This is a genomic window from Bacillus sp. PS108 (assembly GCF_037963335.1).
Taxonomy (GTDB): Bacteria; Bacillota; Bacilli; order Bacillales; family Bacillaceae; genus Bacillus; species Bacillus subtilis.
The window spans coordinates 4,023,356-4,038,861 of record NZ_CP150155.1 but is presented as its reverse complement, the minus strand read 5'-3'; the positions used below and the strand labels follow the sequence as shown (position 1 = coordinate 4,038,861).

Annotated in this window: 14 protein-coding genes and 2 pseudogenes; 6 read left to right on the top strand and 10 right to left on the bottom strand. The window is 42.8% G+C overall.

Features of this window, described 5'->3' with window-relative positions; translation table 11 throughout:
• The first annotated feature begins 191 nt into the window (after positions 1–191).
• Together NSQ16_RS20955 and NSQ16_RS20950 are read left to right on the top strand one after the other, a co-directional pair.
• A complete protein-coding gene (locus NSQ16_RS20955; RefSeq protein ID WP_106610973.1) occupies positions 192–821 on the top strand; it encodes an ATP-binding cassette domain-containing protein in 630 nt (209 codons plus the stop codon).
• 20 nt (positions 822–841) lie between these two features.
• On the top strand, positions 842–1,564 hold the full coding sequence (locus NSQ16_RS20950) for a peptide ABC transporter permease (RefSeq protein WP_106610972.1): 723 nt from the start codon (positions 842–844) through the stop codon (positions 1,562–1,564).
• Positions 1,565–1,694: 130 nt separating this feature from the next.
• On the opposite strand, the gene NSQ16_RS20945 is transcribed toward NSQ16_RS20950, so the two are convergent.
• Positions 1,695–1,853: a hypothetical protein gene (locus tag NSQ16_RS20945; RefSeq protein ID WP_009968424.1), complete on the bottom strand. Its 159-nt coding sequence runs from the start codon at positions 1,851–1,853 to the stop codon at positions 1,695–1,697.
• Positions 1,854–1,893: 40 nt separating this feature from the next.
• Positions 1,894–2,444 (bottom strand): annotated as a pseudogene (locus NSQ16_RS20940) (Pathogenicity island protein).
• 286 nt (positions 2,445–2,730) lie between these two features.
• Between NSQ16_RS20940 and NSQ16_RS20935 the strand changes: the two are divergent.
• Together NSQ16_RS20935 and NSQ16_RS20930 are read left to right on the top strand one after the other, a co-directional pair.
• On the top strand, positions 2,731–3,744 hold the full coding sequence (locus NSQ16_RS20935; protein ID WP_106610971.1) for a hypothetical protein: 1,014 nt from the start codon (positions 2,731–2,733) through the stop codon (positions 3,742–3,744).
• Between the two features lie 99 nt (positions 3,745–3,843).
• Positions 3,844–3,968: pseudogene (locus tag NSQ16_RS20930) on the top strand (hypothetical protein); the annotation flags it as partial.
• 111 nt (positions 3,969–4,079) lie between these two features.
• On the opposite strand, the gene ahpF reads toward NSQ16_RS20930, so the two are convergent.
• From ahpF to gntR, 6 genes are all read right to left on the bottom strand, one after another.
• Positions 4,080–5,609 carry an alkyl hydroperoxide reductase subunit F gene (ahpF, locus tag NSQ16_RS20925; protein WP_003243077.1) on the bottom strand — a complete coding sequence of 510 codons (1,530 nt, stop codon included), beginning with the start codon at positions 5,607–5,609 and terminating at the stop codon, positions 4,080–4,082.
• 13 nt (positions 5,610–5,622) lie between these two features.
• On the bottom strand, positions 5,623–6,186 hold the full coding sequence (ahpC, locus tag NSQ16_RS20920) for an alkyl hydroperoxide reductase subunit C (protein WP_003243686.1): 564 nt from the start codon (positions 6,184–6,186) through the stop codon (positions 5,623–5,625).
• Between the two features lie 465 nt (positions 6,187–6,651).
• Positions 6,652–8,058, bottom strand: a complete 1,407-nt coding sequence (gene gnd / locus NSQ16_RS20915; RefSeq protein ID WP_106610970.1) for a decarboxylating NADP(+)-dependent phosphogluconate dehydrogenase — start codon at positions 8,056–8,058, stop codon at positions 6,652–6,654.
• Between the two features lie 22 nt (positions 8,059–8,080).
• The gene (gene gntP, locus NSQ16_RS20910; protein ID WP_003243139.1) at positions 8,081–9,427 is read right to left on the bottom strand and encodes a gluconate permease GntP; all 1,347 of its coding nucleotides are present in this window, start codon (positions 9,425–9,427) and stop codon (positions 8,081–8,083) included.
• A gap of 28 nt (positions 9,428–9,455) precedes the next feature.
• Complete coding sequence (gene gntK, locus NSQ16_RS20905) at positions 9,456–10,997, bottom strand: gluconokinase (protein WP_106610969.1); 1,542 nt, start codon at positions 10,995–10,997, stop codon at positions 9,456–9,458.
• Positions 10,990–11,721: a gluconate operon transcriptional repressor GntR gene (gene gntR / locus NSQ16_RS20900; protein WP_003243132.1), complete on the bottom strand. Its 732-nt coding sequence runs from the start codon at positions 11,719–11,721 to the stop codon at positions 10,990–10,992. The genes gntK and gntR overlap by 8 nt, the downstream gene beginning before the upstream one ends.
• Positions 11,722–11,916: 195 nt before the next feature.
• On the opposite strand from gntR, the gene NSQ16_RS20895 reads away from it, so the two are divergent.
• Both NSQ16_RS20895 and NSQ16_RS20890 read left to right on the top strand, forming a co-directional pair.
• Complete coding sequence (locus tag NSQ16_RS20895) at positions 11,917–13,065, top strand: glycerate kinase (protein ID WP_106610968.1); 1,149 nt, start codon at positions 11,917–11,919, stop codon at positions 13,063–13,065.
• Positions 13,066–13,157: 92 nt separating this feature from the next.
• Positions 13,158–14,189 (top strand): polysaccharide pyruvyl transferase family protein, encoded by a 1,032-nt coding sequence (locus tag NSQ16_RS20890; RefSeq protein WP_106610967.1) that lies wholly within the window; start codon positions 13,158–13,160, stop codon positions 14,187–14,189.
• Between the two features lie 39 nt (positions 14,190–14,228).
• On the opposite strand, the gene NSQ16_RS20885 is transcribed toward NSQ16_RS20890, so the two are convergent.
• Positions 14,229–14,921, bottom strand: a complete 693-nt coding sequence (locus tag NSQ16_RS20885) for an LrgB family protein (RefSeq protein ID WP_069703571.1) — start codon at positions 14,919–14,921, stop codon at positions 14,229–14,231.
• Positions 14,891–15,295, bottom strand: coding sequence for a CidA/LrgA family holin-like protein (locus tag NSQ16_RS20880; RefSeq protein WP_038428093.1), 405 nt, complete (start codon positions 15,293–15,295; stop codon positions 14,891–14,893). The genes NSQ16_RS20885 and NSQ16_RS20880 overlap by 31 nt, the downstream gene beginning before the upstream one ends.
• Between the last annotated feature and the right edge of the window lie 211 nt (positions 15,296–15,506).

The window sequence follows — 15,506 nt, the reverse complement described above, 5'->3', positions numbered from 1 at the left end:
ATTTAGCTTATTTGTCAGTTATCTTGTAAGGAATTGCCTTGAGGAAACTGCCGTTGTTGTACATTGAGTGTTATATATTGTAAACTAGAGTAAAAGATATCCAGATTAATCATCAAAAAACATTTCTTACAGTTCCAAACCGGAACAAAAAAGGCACCTTGAAAATACAAATATTTCCTAGGAGTATGTATATGAATATAGCGAATTACACTTTAAAAGTGAAAGGCAAAACGTTACTTCAGGACACCGACTTGCATTTTTCGAGCGGGAAAATTAATCACGTTGTCGGAAAAAATGGAGTCGGTAAATCACAGCTGGCTAAAGACTTTTTGTTGAATAATAGCAAAAGAATTGGTAGAGATATTCGTCAAAATGTTTCTTTAATATCCAGCTCGTCGAATATACCTAATGATGTTTCTAAGGACTTTTTATTACACTTTTTGAGTAAAAAATTTGATGCAGAAATGATAGATAAAATCGCACATTTACTTAATCTGGATAATATTGATGGAAAAGTTCTGATCAAAAATTTGAGTGATGGACAAAAGCAAAAATTAAAATTGCTCAGTTTCTTATTAGAGGATAAAAATATTATTGTTTTAGATGAAATAACGAATTCATTAGACAAAAAAACGGTTATAGAGATTCATGGCTTCTTAAACAAGTATATTCAGGAGAACCCCGAGAAGATTATCATCAACATTACACATGATTTGTCTGATTTAAAGGCAATAGAAGGGGATTATTATATATTTAATCACCAAAAAATTCAACAATATCATTCAGTGGATAAATTAATTGAAGTGTATATAAATGAGTAATAAAACAGTGGGGGCTTGAGATGAAATTAGAGTTTAAAAAGAGTATTAGCAACAAAGTTATCATTATTTTAGGAGCAATGTTTGTATTTTTATTTTTGCTGGGTTATTTTTTACTTGTTGGAATTGATAAAGTCAGCAATGTTACACCTGAAATGTTTTTCTTTAGCTCCTATACTGTTGCGACCCAGTTTGGTTTGATGTTATTTTCATTTGTTATAGCTTTCTTTATTAATAGAGAGTATTCAAACAAAAATATTCTCTTTTACAAGTTAATTGGAGAGAACATCTATACTTTCTTTTATAAAAAGATAGCTGTTTTATTTTTAGAATGTTTTGCATTTATAGCGCTAGGCCTGCTAATCATATCGTTGATGTACCATGATTTTTCGCATTTTGCATTATTACTTTTTTTATTTTCTGCAGTTATACTGCAGTATATTCTAATTATCGGAACTATAAGCATGTTATGTCCTAATATATTAATTAGTATAGGTGTCAGTATCGTTTATTGGATGACTTCTGTTATCTTAGTAGCTATAAGCAATAAAACGTTTGGTTTCATTGCTCCTTTTGAGGCAGGTAACACTATGTATCCCCGAATAGAAAGAGTGCTGCAATCTGATAACATGACACTTGGGAGTAATGATGTTTTATTTATTATTTTGTATTTAGCTTCAATTATTATCATAAATGCGATTATCCTTCGCTTTTCTAAAACTAGATGGATCAAAATGGGCATTTAATAAAGGAAGCTACTTCACAATGAAGTAGCTTTTTATGTGCACCTATATATCATTAACATCAAGATTAATGCATGTGACTGGCTGAGTTTGTTAAGGGAAGGATGTTTTTCTGTTTGCATCGCCCAAACTATTATTGTTTTTCTTTCACCATCTTTACAAAGAGGAAAAAGATAATGAATACGATAAAGTAGTTCATTGGATTCTTAACGATGCTCATCTCTAGTGAAATCTGTAAGAGTATCCAGAGCGCAAAGATGGCTAGTATGGCAGGAATGATGATTTTGTACATGTCGACCACCTTCCGTAGTTAATGAAAGAAGAGTTCTATATTAGAAGCAAGATGCAGCAGCGCCTGTCATCGCACCGCCAACCGCTCCGTAATCGCACCAACAGCGCCAGCCCCTACAGTTCCAATGCCGGGGATTGTGACTGTTCCTACGGCAGCTCCTGCAAGACCTAGTGTACCGCCGCCAGTTATCGCACCGCCGCCAGTCCCCAGAATACATTTTCCAACTGATTGGGTACTGATTGTACCGCTAGTTTGTCCAGACTCTTGGTTTACTACTTTGATTAAAACGCCATGATCGATTTTTTCGTATTGTAGTGTAACAGGATCACCATTTTTGTCAGTTGAGCTTTTAGGGAGAACTTGTTCTTCGCCCGTTACATGATCTTTTAATATTGCATTTCCATCAGCAATCTGAACATCTGCATGATCGAACGTCATCTTCAGCTCACTATCGTTGAGGTTTTCAACTTTGTATGTAGCTTGGGATTCTGTAGCATCCGCTGCAATGGGTAAAACCGGGAGGGATAAGGCACCTACTAGGAATACCAAGGCCGCCAGTTTTACTGTGGTTAGCTTCATTATTCTTTGCATCATTGATCCTCCTCCTTTGGTTGCCATACTAACAGAGATATTTTGCCTGTTAAACACTTATATATAAAAATTACTGAATTTCATTACATTGAATCACCAAGATATTCATTTTCCCTCCAAAAGTCTCAGACGTTGGTAGGTCTTTTTGTTTTCATATTTAAGGGTTAAGCAAATAATTTCTTGAATTATAAGGTAAGAAGTCGAATTTACATAAATGGGTAATGCATTGACGATAAAATCTCTTTAATGATATAATTTGGAAATAAAATATAGGAGGATGGCGTGGATGTTTAGCAAACCAAAAGTCTTAATAACGGCGGTTGTCTTAGCTATAAGCAGTTTAGCTGCCACAACTGTATACGCTCAATCCGGTTACTTTAACACGTATACAACTTATACACCTTTATCAAAATCAGGGTATTTTACTGCGATGCAGGGAATGTGTGTGGATCGCAACAATAATGCTATTTATGCAGCAAAACTGAACAGCGCAACTCAAAAAACTCAATTATTCTCTATTAAAATGAGCAGTACATCGAGTAATAGAACTGTTACACTACTTAAAAATTCAGACACAAATAGTACTAGTTATGATTTAGGTCACGCTAATGATTTAGCTGTAAAAGCATCTGCAGGTGATAAAAATGTAAGCATTTATGTTGCTCCAATGTCAGATGGAACTAAATATGTCAATAAAATAATAAAACTGAGTGTAGATACAACAAAGAAAACATACAAAGTTGCCAAAACTTATGTTTTGAATTATAAGGGTTCTAATTTATCTGTAAGTGGCATTACATATTCTGTCGGAACAGATAAATTTATCGTTAGATCAGGAAAAAGGTTTTTCGTTGGTACATTTAATGATAAAACTGGACGATTTGACTATGAGGCTACTTTTAAACTCAATTATACGAAAGCTATAGTAAATAATAAGATAGAAGATGTTTCTAAATACATCCAGCAAGGGATTTCCTTCTATCAAGGAACCTTATATGTGCCGCTTTCAAAACCAGATGCAAATGGAAATGCCTCTAATGTTAGCATTATATTAACGTATCCTTTGGATATAAATAGTTTGATTAAAGAACAAAAAGCAACTCAAACAGCTGACTTTTCGAAAGAATTGTTCACCCGTAACAACTTATCTTTCCGGATTACCAGCGGTGCCTATACACTTTTTGAAATAGAATCTGTTGATTTTGATGATGGCACGTTATACTTTAATACGAACCGCGGAAACAAAGGAACACAAGAAGATATGATCGCAACATTTAATAATTATAATTATTATAAGTAAAATCACGTTTGAAATTCTAATATTTAGGTGCAAGAGAATCTCTTGCACCTTTTTAGGTAGGGCGGGTGTCTAGGAGGCTAAGCTCTTTACATTCAAAAATTGGGCTATACGCCTTGGGGCATTATTGATATCGTCTCTTCACAACAGGCGAGATGAAGCGATATAAAAAAGATTCATTTGAGTGGTACAAAAATGTCATTCAAACGAACGGCGAGGAACTATAAGAAGCTGGCCCGAATCGAGCACTTTTACCGTAGTGCCTGGTTCGGGTTTTTTCTGTAGAAAAAGAAAAAGCCGCTATCCTGCCAATCTGGCAATATAGCGGCTTTCTTATATCAGTTACGGATTAGGTAATCAAACGCGCCGAGAGCGGCAGTTGCACCTGATCCCATAGAAATAATAATTTGGTTGTACGCACTGTCTGTGCAGTCGCCGGCAGCAAATAAGCCTGGTACGCTTGTTGCGCCGTGTTTGTCGACGATGATTTCGCCCATGCGGTTGCGTTCAACCGTTCCTTCTAACCATTCTGTGTTTGGCACGAGACCGATTTGGACGAATACACCTTGAAGTTCAACGTGTTTTTCTTCGCCTGTTTCGCGGTCTACGTATGTGATGCCGTTAACACTCTGATCACCTGTGATTTCTTTTGTTTGTGCGTTTTTCACGACAGTAACGTTAGGCAGGCTGTAGAGACGTTTTTGCAGGACTTCGTCTGCTTTCAGTTCCGGCGCGAATTCTAGTACAGTAACGTGATTCACAATACCTGCAAGATCAATTGCTGCTTCGATACCAGAGTTTCCGCCGCCGATTACCGCAACGTCTTTGCCTTCAAACAATGGCCCATCACAGTGCGGGCAGTATGCGACACCTTTGTTTTTGAACTCTTGTTCACCGGGTACGTTGACATTGCGCCAGCGTGCACCTGTTGAAAGGATCACTGTTTTACTTTTCAGGACAGCGCCGTTTTCGAGTTCAAGTTCGAACAGATCTTTCTTCTCAAGGCGTTTCGCACGCTGAAGGTTCATGACATCAATATCATATTCCTTCACATGCTCTTCAAGACTTGCCGCTAGCTTCGGTCCTTCCGTCGCTTTGACGCTGATGAAGTTTTCGATGCTCATGGTGTCGAGAACCTGTCCGCCGAAGCGTTCAGCGACAACCCCAGTGCGGATGCCTTTACGTGCAGTATAAATCGCTGCACTAGCACCAGCAGGTCCGCCTCCGACCACAAGAACGTCAAACGGCTCTTTGTCAGCAAACTCAGATGCATCTGTGCCGCTGCCCATTTTCGCAAGAATTTCTTCAAGCGTCATACGGCCGCTTCCGAAGGATTCGCCATTCAGGTAAACGGTCGGCACTGCCATAATGTTTTTGCTTTCAACTTCTGCTTTGTATGCTGCACCGTCAATCATCGTGTGCGTAATGTTCGGGTTCAGCACGCTCATCATGTTTAAAGCTTGTACAACATCAGGACAGTTGTGGCATGTCAGGCTGATATAAGATTCGAAGTGGTATTCACCGCTGATCTTCTTCACCTGATCAATGACTTTTTGGTCCACCTTAGGCGGTCTGCCGCTCACTTGGAGCAGCGCCAACACTAATGATGTGAATTCGTGGCCCAGAGGGATACCGGCGAAAGTCACGCCAGTGTCTTCTCCGACACGATTGACACTGAAGCTTGGCGTTCTGTTTAATTCAGCTTTTTCAACTGAAATTTTCGATGACATGGAAGCCAGCTCATCAACGAGAGCCAGCATGTCCTTAGAAGTGTCATCTTCGCCTGCGCTAACTTTGAGAACAATGTCATTCTCAATTAGCTGCATATATTGATTTAATTGTGCTTTGATGTTTGCATCAAGTACCAATTGAATGCACTCCTTAGATTTTACCTACTAGATCAAGGCTAGGTGTAAGAGTTTCGCCGCCTTCTTCCCATTTAGCCGGGCAAACTTCACCTGGGTTTTGACGAACGTATTGAGCTGCTTTTACTTTGTTTACAAGGTTGCTTGCGTCACGGCCGATACCGCCTGCATTGATTTCAACAGTTTGGATAACGCCATCTGGATCGATGATGAATGTTCCGCGGTCAGCAAGGCCAGTTTCTTCGTCAAGAACATCGAAGTTGCGAGAGATCGTTTGAGATGGGTCACCGATCATTGCGTAAGTGATTTTGCTGATTTTTTCAGAGCTGTCATGCCAGCCTTTGTGTACGAAGTGAGTATCTGTAGAAACAGAGTATACTTCAACACCTAATTCTTTAAGAGCAGCATATTGTTCTTGAAGATCTTCAAGCTCAGTTGGGCACACGAAAGAGAAATCTGCTGGGTAGAAGCAGAATACGCTCCATTGGCCTTTCAAATCTTCGTTTGTTACATCGATGAATTCACCGTTTTTGAATGCTTTTGCTTCGAATGGAAGTACTTCTTTACCGATTAAAGACATAATGTATATTCCTCCTAAAAATGTATTAGAAAGCATATTCGCTTTCAATAATAATTCTAATTATATATGAATTATTAATTAATATATATTTTTTGTCAAGCCATAACCTACTTTTTTTCATCTTACTAAAGGTGTGACAGGTAGGATTTATGCATTTCTTTTATAACAAATGAGAGGCTGATTCTCAATTAGACAAGGTTTTCAGGGATTTTTGTAAATCAGAATGCCAGGCCGTTTTGGCATTTGAACATTTTATGACACCATGGGCAAGGGCAAAGGACAATGGCCAAAAGCAGAATAGAACGGAACAGCAAGCTGCTGTCACATGATGATCTTGGGGATTGTTTCTAGCTATTATTGTATCACTGTTTATGATATTTAAAACATAACTTATGTCTTCTGTTGTTTGGGATAGAAGAAAAAAACACGGTTCAGTTGAAAACTGACCGTGTTTTTGATGACAGGTTATTCAGACCAATTCGTATGGAAAACGCCGTCCATATCAGTCCGTTCGTACGTGTGAGCGCCAAAGTAATCGCGCTGCGCCTGCAAGAGGTTCGCATTGGAACGCCCTGTGCGGTAGCCGTCGTAATAAGAGAGCGCGGTAGTTAAGCATGGGAAAGAGATTCCGGTGCTGATACCCTCGCAAACGACTTTTCGCAGGCCTGTTTGATAGTCATGGAGCTTATCTGTGAAATAAGGCGCGATCAGCAGGTTTGCCAGATTTGGCTGCTCACTGAATGCTTCGCTGATCACGTTTAGGAAATCAGCGCGGATGATGCAGCCGCCTCGGAAAATCAAGGCAATGTCTTTGAGCGGCAGATTCCAGCCGTAAAGCTCAGATGACATCTTATATTGGGCAAAGCCTTGTGCATAGGCGCATACTTTCCCCATGTAAAGAGCCTGTCTGACGTATTCAACCCAGGTGTCTTTATCCAAGTGTTTTTCTTCGGATTCCGGGCCTGCTAATACGTCTTGAGCTGCCATCCGTTCTTCTTTTAAGGATGACAAGTAGCGGGCGAACAAGGACTCTGTGATGATCGTGGACGGGATGCCGTTATCAATCGCCTGCATGCTCGTCCATTTTCCAGTGCCTTTTTGTCCGGTTTTATCAAGGATGACATCGATCAGAGGCTGTCCTGTTTTTTCGTCTTTTTTGCGTAAAATCTCAGCTGTAATCTCTATTAAATAGCTTTTCAGCTCACCTTGATTCCATGTTTCAAAAATAGATGCAATTTCATCTAGCGGCAGATGAAGCGTTTCTCTTAGAAACGTATACGCTTCTGCAATCAGCTGCATGTCTGCATATTCAATGCCGTTGTGCACCATCTTTGTAAAGTGCCCTGCCCCTTTTGGTCCGATATAGACACAACAAGGGTCATCTCCGACTTGAGCTGCGATTTTCGTCAGGATAGGAGCGGCTTTCTCATAGACGTCGCGATCTCCGCCCGGCATGATGGAAGGCCCTGTTAATGCACCGACTTCACCGCCGGAAATGCCGACTCCCAGGTAGCCGATCCCTTTATCCTTCAGCTCGTCATATCTTCTTTCTGTGTCTTCATAGTGGGAGTTTCCTCCGTCCATGATGACGTCGCCTTCTTCAAGCAAAGGCTTTAATGATTGGATGACGGAATCTACGGGTTTTCCCGCTGTGACCATCAAAAAGATTTTTCTTGGTTTTTCTAACGATTGAACAAAGTCCTCAAGCTCGTAATACGGGCTGAGAGATTGTCCATCCAGCTTTTGGATAAGCTGGTCCGTTAAATCTCTGGTGTAATTATAGACAGCGACGTTTTCACCTTTATTTGCCATGTTTAAGGCGATGTTGCTTCCCATTACGCCTAAGCCTATGACACCAATCGAATTGAACATGTGTTACAGCTCCTTCTTAATTTCATACAACTAAACTTAACAATAAAATGAATCCCAGTCCAGCAACGGAAATAATGGTTTCCAGCAATGTCCATGTGGCGAATGTTTCTTTCATGCTTAATCCGAAGTATTCCTTGAACATCCAGAAGCCGGCGTCATTGACGTGTGAAGCGATGACACTTCCGGCGCCTGTTGCGAGTACGACTAACGCCAGGTTAACATCAGAATGGCCCAATAACGGAATGACCAGACCTGTTGTGCTGAGTGCGGCAACAGTCGCCGATCCTAGAGAAATGCGCAGGATCGCCGCGATGAGCCATGCCAGAATGATTGGCGATAATGCCGTTCCTTTGAATAAGTCTGCTACGTAATCGCCGACACCGCCGTTGATCAGCACTTGTTTGAAGGCGCCGCCTCCTCCGATGATCAAAAGCATCATGCCAATTTGTGAAATGGCAGTTGAACAAGAATCCATCACGGTTTTGACTGGAATGTTGCGCTTGATGCCCATTGTATAGACTGCGACCAATAACGAAATAATCATAGCAGTCGATGCGTTTCCAATCAATCTGATAAAAGCTAAAACTCCGTTATCTGCAAACCCGATTGTTTCTTGAAGCAGGTCGATAATGGTCGCGACCGACATAATGATAATCGGGAGCATTGCAGTAAAGACACTGATTCCAAAGCCGGGTGTTTCTTCAAGATTAAACGTTTTTTGTGTGCCGAGTGATGCAATATTGCCGTTTTTCGCAAATGATGCAGGAACGATTTTTTTCGCGAACTTTGTAAATAACGGCCCTGCGATGAGCACTGTCGGAACAGCAACAATAAAGCCGTACAGCAGCACTTCTCCAATATTAGCGCCATACTCACCGGCGATCGCCGTAGGTCCCGGGTGCGGCGGCAGGAAACCGTGTGTAACGGATAGTGCCGCGACCATCGGGATTCCGAGAAATAAAATAGAAATCTTCAATTCTCTTGAAATCGCAAAGACAATCGGAATTAATAGAACCAGTCCTACTTCAAAAAATAACGCAATCCCAATAATAAATGAGGCAATGACAACGGCCCATTGAATATTTTTCTCACCGAATTTGTTGACGAGCGTCATCGCAATGCGCTGTGCGCCTCCTGAATCCGCGATCAGCTTGCCCAGCATCGCACCGAGTCCGAAGATGAGCGCGATGTGGCCAAGAGTCCCCCCTATTCCTGCTTCGATGGAGCTGACAACTTTATCGAACGGCATCCCGAGTGCCAGTGCCACGCCGAACGATACGACCAGCAGGGAAATAAATGTGTTTAATTTTAAGCCCATAATCAGAAATAGTAATGCTAAGATCCCAAGTGCAACGATGATTAACGGCATGGTAATTCCCTCCCCTTCATGTCATGTACTATTTGTGTGTGATTAAGCCCCTCTGATAATCTGCAATTTGTGTATATTGATTTTCTAATAATCTTGATAGATTGATGAAAATCGGCATTAATGTTCTGTATTCCTTGGCTGAGTCTTCGATCGGCGTATGTCTGTATGTGCTGCCGATCATGTCGGACACGGCATCGAAAGAGTCAATTTTTCCTGTTGCATACAGGCCTAAAATGCAGGCGCCGAGACATGAGCTTTCGTAGCTTTCCGGAACGACAACCTCTGATTCGAAGATATCCGACATCATTTGGCGCCAAACCTCCGACCTTGCAAATCCCCCTGTCGCTTGGATGCGGGTTACCGGGCCATCCATGCATTCAGTTAACGCCAAGAACACCGTGTACAGGTTGTAAATGACGCCTTCCAATGCCGCGCGTATCATATGCTCTTTCTTATGCGACATGGTCAGGCCAAAAAATGAGCCGCGTACATCCGGATTCCACAACGGAGCGCGTTCTCCGGCGAGATATGGGTGGAACAGCAGACCGTCAGAACCGGGTCTGACGCGTTGGGCAATTTTCGTCAGCACGTCATATGGATCAATGCCCAGCCGTGTCGCTGTTTCGATTTCGGAGGAGGCAAACTCGTCTCTGATCCAGCGAAGGACGATGCCTCCATTGTTCACAGGCCCCCCAATAACCCAATGCTTGTCCGTCAAGGCATAGCAAAAAATTCTCCCTTTTTCATCGGTTTGCGGCTTGTCAATAATCGTCCGGATGGCACCGCTTGTACCGATGGTGACGGCGATTTCGCCCTTTTTAATGGCGTTGACACCGAGGTTGGACAGCACGCCGTCGCTGGCGCCGATGACAAAAGGCGTTTCCGGATCGATTCCCATTTGGATCGCTATTTCCGGGCTGCAGTGCTGAAAGATCTCGGTTGTCGGCACGAGTTTGGATAAGTGATCCGGCGTGATGCCTGCGATGCGCAGTGCCTCTTCGTCCCAATCCAAGCCTTTCAGGTTCATCATGCCTGTCGCTGATGCCAATGAGTAATCGATGACATACTCATTGAACAGCTGTTTAAAAATGTATTCTTTGATGCCGATATATTTTTTTGACTTGGAAGCGATTTCTTTCCTTTCATTCGTGATCCAGGCAATTTTACTTAACGGTGCCATCGGATGAATCGGTGTTCCCGTCCGTTTGTACACCTCATGTCCGTTCAATTCCTCTTTGATCTTATGCGCCCAGCCTTCACTTCGGTTGTCGGCCCATGTGATGCATGGCGTCAGCGGCTTGTCATTTTCGTCGATTGCAATGACGCTGTGCATGGCGCTGCTGAACGAAATGAAAGAGATCTGTTTTTCGGGATGCTGTTTTGTAATTCTCGCTGTTGTATGGATGACTGCCTGAAATATCTCTTCCGGGTTTTGTTCAGCTGTTGAGATGTCCGGTGTATAGAGCGGGTAGCCGATGCTTTCTTTCTGTACCACATCTCCGTTTTCACTGAACAGCACAGCTTTTGTGCTTGTCGTGCCGATATCGATTCCTAACATATAACTAGTCATTGTTGTATTCAGCTCCTTTTGCCAGCATTTGTTGTGAGAGCCATAGGTCTTCTACCTTATCCTGCACATCATCAAAGTTTTGGTGAAGAGACTGAATCATCAGCGCCCTATCCTTTGTTTTGATGGCTTGAATATAAAGCTCGTGGTTATCTAAAATCCTTGTGAAGTCTTCATACTTTTCCTTTAACCGTACCCGCATCGATAAAAGAATAAAGCTTTCCATGACGGGTTTTAGATTGTTCCAGATCATCTGAATGTATGAATGATCAATCGCTCGGATAATGGTTTCATGGAACAGCACATCTTGAAATGAAAATTCGTCAGCGTCCTCATATTTGATTGAGACTTTCATCATTTCAAGAATTTTGCTGAGATCCTTAACTAAAGGCTCAATGTCTATTTTGACAAGCCGTTCAAAGACAAATGTTTCTAATAGTAAACGCACATCATAAATTTCCGCGATTTTCTTCTCAGTTAAACCAATTACGACCGCTCCCATTCGTTCTAAGCGGATGATTTTTTCGGATGCGAGTATTTTTAGCGCTTCGCGAACCGGCGAACGGCTTACTGAAAACTCGGCGGCGATTGTATTTTCTGATAAAATGGTACCGCTTTCAATCAGGCCTGAAACGATCCGCATTCTCAGCTCGTATGCGACACGAACTCCGGTTGACGCTTTTGAGAGCCATTTTGCGGGATACAACAGGTCTTTGGAGTCTAGCATACACTCACCTTCCTCACTCAAGAAGTATACTTGTATACAAGTATGATAACGTGAATATTTCTTTTATGCAAACACTTTCATTTCTAATTTTTAATAAAATTTTTCCCGATCATTATGGTATTTATTTCTAAATGAAATATGGTACATTGGAGATAACTAGCGTAAGTGAATCATGTTTTGAAAGAGGCGATTTGGATGAAAATCATCATTGCACCTGATTCTTTTAAGGAAAGCTTATCAGCTCTGGAGGCAGCCGAAGCGATAGAAAGAGGTTTCAAATCGGTCTTTCCGGGTGCTGATTACAGAAAATTGCCGGTGGCGGATGGCGGCGAGGGAACCGTTCAATCTCTGGTCGATGCGACCAATGGAAGGATCATAGAGCAAGTTGTCACAGGGCCGCTGGGGGAACCGGTGAGAGCTTTCTTTGGCATGATGGGAGATGGGAGAACAGCTGTGATTGAAATGGCTGCTGCTTCAGGGCTGCATCTGGTGCCTGTAGATAAGCGAAATCCGCTCATCACTACAACAAGGGGAACGGGAGAATTAATCGGGGCAGCTCTTGATGCAGGAGCGGAGCGTTTGATCATCGGAATCGGCGGAAGCGCCACGAACGACGGGGGAGCCGGGATGATTCAGGCATTGGGCGTAAGGCTTCTTGATAACTCAGGCCGCGAGATTGGCCCAGGGGGCGGCGCGTTATCTCAGCTTGCATCAATAGATGTTAGCGGGCTTGATTCCAGATTGCGGAATGTCAAACTGGAAGTTGCCTGTGACGTGGACAATCCGTTAACAGGACCAAAGGGCGCTACGGCTGTTTTCGGGCCGCAAAAAGGCGCGACGGCCGACATGCTGGATGTACTAGACCAGAACGTAAGCCATTTCGCTGATATGGCAGAAAAAGAGCTCGGATCAACCTTCCGAGATACAGAGGGCGCCGGTGCAGCGGGCGGTCTTGGATGGAGCCTGCTGACTTATCTTCAGGCTGACCTGAAAAGAGGCATTGATATTGTCCTTAATGCGATTGATTTTGAAAGTATCGTTCAGGATGCAGATCTTGTGATTACCGGCGAGGGACGGATCGACAGCCAAACGGTTCATGGAAAAACGCCGATCGGCGTAGCCAAGGCGGCTAAATCATACGATGTGCCCGTCATCGGTATTGCGGGATCAGTATCACGAGACAGTGATGTCGTCTATCAACACGGGATCGATGCGCTTTTCAGCATCGTCCCCGGAGCCGTGCCGCTAGAAGATGCGTTTGAACATGCCGCGGAATATATGGAAAGAACGGCGCGGGACATTGCAGCGTCTATCAAATTGGCGAAAACGATGTTTCTGATATAGCCGATGCACATGCCAATGCATAGCCATCCTTCTTTTTGGGTAGAGACAGTTAACACACAATGAGGAATTCATCCCAGAAGGAGGACGCAGATATGACTGTACAAGAAATCAAAGGCAAAAAACTAGTAAAAGGCATTGCGCCAAATGTGGAGCCGGAAGCTCTGTTAAATGATAAACGAAAAGTATTTTTGTTTGGTTCCCCTAGTTACACAAACATTGGCGACCAAGCGATTGCGTATGCGGAAGAGAAATTTGTCAAAAATCATTTTCCGTATTATGAATACATTGAGATTATGGATTATGCGACGGATGAGGGCATTGAACTGGTGAAAGAGATCATTCGTGAAGACGATATTGTCTGCTTTACAGGCGGAGGGAATTTAGGAAACCTTTATCTTGATATTGAGGAAGACAGAAGAAAGGTCTTTTCGGCGTTTAAAGACTACAAATCAATTTCTCTGCCACAATCCGTTTATTTTGAGGATACAGAGGAAGGACAGAAGGAAAAGAAAAAAACACAGGATGCGTACCATCAAAATACAAACTTAACGATTGCTGCGCGTGAGACGCAAACACTGGATGTTGTGAAGGAGACCTTCAACTCCAATGTGATCTTTACACCGGACATGGTGCTTTCCTTGGATATTGTGCCGCGAGAGCTCGAGCGGGACGGCGTTCTCTTTATTTTAAGAGCGGATAAGGAGAAAGTGACTGACGAAGATTTTATTTCACAGATGAAGAAATGGGCAGAAAAAACAACTTACACAGAGCGTACCGATACGGTGCTGGATACGGTCGACACCATCGATTACGCTGATCGTGAAAAGCATTTTATGGAGATGCTGGACCGCATCGGCTCCAGTAAATTGGTGATTACCGACCGCCTTCACGCGATGATTTTCTCGATTATCACCAAAACACCTTGCCTTGTCTTTGGAAACAGCTATGGCAAAGCCAAACATTCATACCGGGATTGGCTTGAAAGCTTAAACTTCATTGAATACACAGATCAACATCATATTGAGGAACTGGAGCGTATGATTGACCGCCTGCTTCAAGCAGAACCGAATGACGTTGATTTATCTAAGGACTTTCAGCCGCTGATTGATTTTTTTGCTTCTTAAACGAAAAAGACTGCCCTCCCCCGGGGCAGTCTTTCTTTGTTAAATATGAAACAGCCAGACGACGAGCGGGCCGAAGAATGAGCCGAGCACCGCACAAAGCGTCATGGAGACGGAACTCATGGATACGGCCAATTCCCCATATTCCAATGCTTTGGAGGTGCCCAGTGCATGGGAGGCGCTGCCTAATGCAATGCCTTGTCCAAGGGAGCTGCGTATGCGAAGCCATTTTAGGAAAAGCGGCCCGAGGATAACGCCTGAAAAGCCCGCAATCATGACAAATACGACTGTCATGGAAGGGACGCCGCCAAGACCGGCGGCGATCTGAATAGCGACAGGGGTTGTGATCGACTTTGGCAGAATGGATAATAAGAGATCATGATCAATCCCGAATGCTTCTGCGAAGATCAGCCCGCTGATCATTCCCATGCATAATCCGACCAGGACGCCGCCTAAAATGGGAATACAATGTTTGACAATGATATGCCACTGTTTATAAAGCGGATAGGCCAGCGCCACAACAGCCGGCCCAAGCAAAGTATTGATCCATTTCCCCCCGATCATATAGCCTTCATAGGAAACATGGAACATCATCAAAACCGCTACAATCAAAATGGTCGTTGTCAGAACGGGGATCAGAAATGGAAGCGGGAATCGCTTATAGAGTTTGACCATCGCTAAATAAGCGGCAACTGTTAAAAGAATTATAATGATCGCGATACATGCTTGCTGCATTTCTCTTTCTCCTCCCGTTTTTTTGCTTTTTTCTCTAATAGCTGGCTGGCGAATCCAGCCGCAATGATCGTGACGATGGTGCTCAGAACGACTGTAATCAGCAGCATCAGGCCATTGAATGAAATGAGAGACGGATAGTTTATCACTCCTGTCATTGCCGGGATGAACAACAATGGAAGGAAGGATAATAAAAACCCTGCTCCGTCTTCAATGATGGAGACGGGAACAATACGGAGGCCCAAGCAGATCAGAAGCAATACCAATCCAACGATGCTTCCTGATACAGATAAATGAAACAGATGCTGAATGGCTTCCCCGATCATAAAAAATACATATAATATCAACACTTGCAAAATAATTCGTATGACTTTCACATCAAGTGCTGCTCTCCAATCAGAACAGCTTCCTCCTTTCTGGTGCTTGCTTCTAGGATGGTTCTGAGGAATCGCTTTACTTTCTTTTTATATGATTGTACTATACAAGTATAATAATTGATTTAGTCATATAACGACTTGTATTTATTCAGTTAATGTACATTTGTATTATACAAGTATATATGATGTTGTCAATGCCGGAGATTGGAAT

What these genes read in the sequence shown, in the direction of transcription:
- gnd (WP_106610970.1), bottom strand. Translation starts at nt 8,058, where the DNA reads ATGTTCAATTCGATTGGTGTCATAGGCTTAGGCGTAATGGGAAGCAAC.
- NSQ16_RS20895 (WP_106610968.1), top strand. Translation starts at nt 11,917, where the DNA reads ATGAAAATCATCATTGCACCTGATTCTTTTAAGGAAAGCTTATCAGCT.
- gntR (WP_003243132.1), bottom strand. Translation starts at nt 11,721, where the DNA reads ATGCTAGACTCCAAAGACCTGTTGTATCCCGCAAAATGGCTCTCAAAA.
- gntP (WP_003243139.1), bottom strand. Translation starts at nt 9,427, where the DNA reads ATGCCGTTAATCATCGTTGCACTTGGGATCTTAGCATTACTATTTCTG.
- NSQ16_RS20955 (WP_106610973.1), top strand. Translation starts at nt 192, where the DNA reads ATGAATATAGCGAATTACACTTTAAAAGTGAAAGGCAAAACGTTACTT.
- NSQ16_RS20950 (WP_106610972.1), top strand. Translation starts at nt 842, where the DNA reads ATGAAATTAGAGTTTAAAAAGAGTATTAGCAACAAAGTTATCATTATT.
- NSQ16_RS20885 (WP_069703571.1), bottom strand. Translation starts at nt 14,921, where the DNA reads ATGCAGCAAGCATGTATCGCGATCATTATAATTCTTTTAACAGTTGCC.
- NSQ16_RS20945 (WP_009968424.1), bottom strand. Translation starts at nt 1,853, where the DNA reads ATGTACAAAATCATCATTCCTGCCATACTAGCCATCTTTGCGCTCTGG.
- ahpC (WP_003243686.1), bottom strand. Translation starts at nt 6,186, where the DNA reads ATGTCTTTAATCGGTAAAGAAGTACTTCCATTCGAAGCAAAAGCATTC.
- NSQ16_RS20890 (WP_106610967.1), top strand. Translation starts at nt 13,158, where the DNA reads ATGACTGTACAAGAAATCAAAGGCAAAAAACTAGTAAAAGGCATTGCG.
- gntK (WP_106610969.1), bottom strand. Translation starts at nt 10,997, where the DNA reads ATGACTAGTTATATGTTAGGAATCGATATCGGCACGACAAGCACAAAA.
- NSQ16_RS20935 (WP_106610971.1), top strand. Translation starts at nt 2,731, where the DNA reads ATGTTTAGCAAACCAAAAGTCTTAATAACGGCGGTTGTCTTAGCTATA.